Origin of the sequence: Shewanella sp. 10N.286.52.B9 (assembly GCF_002873635.1) — a bacterium.
Taxonomy (GTDB): Bacteria; Pseudomonadota; Gammaproteobacteria; order Enterobacterales; family Shewanellaceae; genus Shewanella.
Genome location: NZ_MCTY01000230.1, coordinates 1 through 3,414, shown reverse-complemented (window position 1 = coordinate 3,414; position 3,414 = coordinate 1). Strand labels below are relative to the sequence as shown.

Genomic DNA, 3,414 nt, shown 5'->3' with positions numbered 1-3,414 from the left:
CAGAATCTGTTACACCCTCTGGCAACAACCTCATTTAAATGGACTAACTAGTTTTGTTTTTTAAACATTAAACTATTAGGTACAGATTGTTGAAATTTTGATAAAAACAATATTGCTTCTGAAAGCTCCAAAGACTCAATTTCTTTTATAACCTGGTTGGTGTATTCACGAGGCTTATACCCCATTTCTATCTCATAACTTATTGCTCTCAAGAACGATTTACCATTTGTTTCTGCCCCCAAACCAAGTAGTGCATTGGTTTTAGCCTGTTTAAAACTCGCTTCTGAAATGCCGTCAAACCTTGTTTGCAACTGATTATGTAGATAATCATGCGTGTATTTAACTAACACAGAATGTTCGGTACTAGAAGATTCAACAACATAGGACAGTGAAGCTCTAGAAAGCCTATTCATTTTGGAGTTCGCTATATAAGCTATCTTTTTCTGAGTTCTCATTAGATCACTAAACCCACTTGTAGTTAGCTCCTTCAACACTCTGAGACTTGCTTCATCAATTGGAGATGCATATCTAGTGACTAATGTATGAGAAAGCGCCTTCTTCTGTGAATCAACTCCGATTCTTACAGAGTAGGCATCTTTATTATCGGTGTGCCAATTTCGATTTTGCTTGTGCATTTTATTATTTGTAAAATAACCAGTAAGTATCGGTTTACCTGTAGGGTTTACTACTATAATTGACTCTTTAACTTCAGTAATATAATCGTTGAAATCTGGTTGAGTTACTTTACTGATTAATTCAGGAATTAAATCTGGTGACAACCTTTTATCAACTTGACTATCCGAATCAAGTATTGCCAGCTTAAAGGCTTTATCCCTAAGGTTGTAATTATACTTTCTGAGCGAAATATCCTTAATTCGCTCTAATTCAACAGCACTCACCTCTTTTAAACCACTCCTTAAAATATCATGGGCATATTTTGCAAGCAGCTTTCCTTGTCCAGACAGCACTATGCCGATTGATTGATGGTTAAGGTGAGTTTCAAGTTTATAGTCGGCAACCGCTGCAAAGTAAGCTTTATCTCCTAACGCGCTCCTTAGTTTTTCAATTAGTAAAAGTGACATTACTCTAGTTTGAGAGCTCGACCTATTCCTATGTCCCTCAAGTTGAATGAGTATTTCATCGCTCATCTCTCCTTTTTTGACATCTACTATTGATACTTCAAGTGGGAATTCTATTCTAGTTTGCTTATCTTGACTCAAATAAGGGTTTTCACTCGGAAAATGGAAATTATCTCTGTCTAATTGGGGAATACTTTTATCAATGGTGTCCCCTATTTTTGATATACTAAATTGGCGATCATAAAAGCTAGAAGATCGCTTATATACTTTATCAGTCTTGCTTGTGACGAATGCTTGCATATTTGAGGGGGTTAAATGGCTCAAATAACCTCTTAAGTCCATTGAGCTTACTAGGTCGAAACTCCCCTTATGTGTAATTGAATTGACAGTTTCAAAATGTAATAAGGTATCAGATATATCACTTAACCAATCTCCAGGCTCTTTACTTACCGCTTTATCTAAAACTCTCTCTCGAACAAGCTGTAGCTCTTTCTGCACATATAACGGTACACCAGAGCTAATTTTATTCACATAAGCAAAAACACTCCCCATAACCAAGCCTAATTCATTATGTCCTTTTGGCGTTAAATCAATATATATATTCAACACTTCATTCAAGTAATCACCTTGGAATGATGCAGATAACGAATACGCCAAACCTTTTGATTTAAGGTAGTGAAAAATAGACCCTGGAGCTTCATGACCAATTAAGTCAATAACTAACGTGGAAGTATCAAAATTAGTTTTTGACAACCTATTAGGTACCTCAAACCGCATATCTAACGATATACGGTTTGATTCAGAGTCAATTGAAATTAAGGTAGCTAACTGTGAATTAGAATGAAGTGGTATGTATTTTGGTACATTATCTTCACCAGATTCAAGAGACCCAAACTCAGATTTAATAAACTTTATGATGTCTTCTTGAGGCTCGTTGGTATATATGGCTAAAGCCATATTATTTGCAACGTAGAAACGCGAATGGAATTTTTTTAATGCTGGTTCGATATTTCTAGCTTCTGTACCTAATGATTCATGATTTCCAATTCCAAATTTTCGAGCACTATTTGTGTCGATAGTCATGTCTTTCATAACTGACAATATACCTTGCCAATCATTATTTCTCCCAGACTCAAACTCCTCATTAACTTCTGAAAGCCCTATATCAACAGCGTTAGTCAATATCATTGGGCTTTCTATAATATCAACTAACCTTCCTAGACCATCTCTAAATAAGGAATTTTGTATCTGAAAATGATAACGCGTATTTCCGCTGCGTGTTGATCCATTAGACCAACCACCTGCTGATTTAAAGAAATTATCCCAACTGTCAATTTGCGGATACTGCTTACTCCCCAAAAACACAATATGCTCTAATAGGTGTGGTAATCCTTGGGCGTGAAATGGAGCCTCACGTTGACCTGCTTTGATAGTGAGCGAGGCAGCTGATACCTCAGCATTTGGATCCGATATAACTACAAATCTTAATCCATTTGACAGCGTAAACTGAGAAGAAAGCTGCTTGCTTGCATAATTTGGAGATATCTGCTGAGCTGGTAGCATGAAAGCTATACTTCCAATAGCACAAATAAAAAAAAACTCTTTAAACATTAAAAATCCCTGTAACTGTTCTGTGTTAAAAATCCATATTTATCACGTTTATATACATAATTTAAAATAGTGTTTCAGCCTATATTTTTATGGCCAACTACAACAGGTAAACCCGTTATGATTTTTCTAATAGCATACCTTTCTTTTATCGTTGAAACGCAAGAAATAGGTTATAAGTATGTACATATTAACTTCAACTTTTTTGAATATGTTTAACGTTATCTTGCTTATAGGCAGACGTTCGATAATTTGAACTGTCGATTGAACATGATATTATCGGTTTAATCATAATGCGTGTTTCACTTTAGCTACTGGAACTTTCCACTTATTTTTCAAATCAAACTAATTTCTGAAACGCTTCAGCAATAGCTTGCCTAGCTTGATGAGCATAAACCAAAGTATGTTTTAACGATGTATGGCAAAGCGCTTTTGAAACAACGCTTACATCTACCCCCGATAATAACAAGGCCACCCATTCTAGTTGGCTAAATGTTAAACACTCTACTAGGCTTTAGTTATTACTTAATTTTCGGTAATTAATGATGGCCAGACCTAGAAAAACACTCGTGAGTTTAGAAGATACGCCTTACTACCACTGTTGTTCGCGTGTGGTACGTAAGGCATTTTTGTGTGGGTTTGATAAGACGACAGGCGAAAACTATGAACATCGCCGTGAGTGGGTAGATAACCGAATTATTGAATTATCGACGATTTTCGCGATTGA

The 3,414-nt window shown here is 35.9% G+C and carries 1 protein-coding gene and 1 pseudogene; one reads left to right on the top strand and one right to left on the bottom strand.

What is annotated here, in order from left to right:
• Positions 1-47: 47 nt before the first annotated feature.
• Positions 48-2,690, bottom strand: coding sequence for an insulinase family protein (locus tag BCU91_RS19270; protein ID WP_102532177.1), 2,643 nt, complete (start codon positions 2,688-2,690; stop codon positions 48-50).
• A gap of 542 nt (positions 2,691-3,232) precedes the next feature.
• On the opposite strand from BCU91_RS19270, the pseudogene BCU91_RS20455 reads away from it, so the two are divergent.
• A pseudogene (locus BCU91_RS20455) lies at positions 3,233-3,414 on the top strand (transposase); the annotation flags it as partial.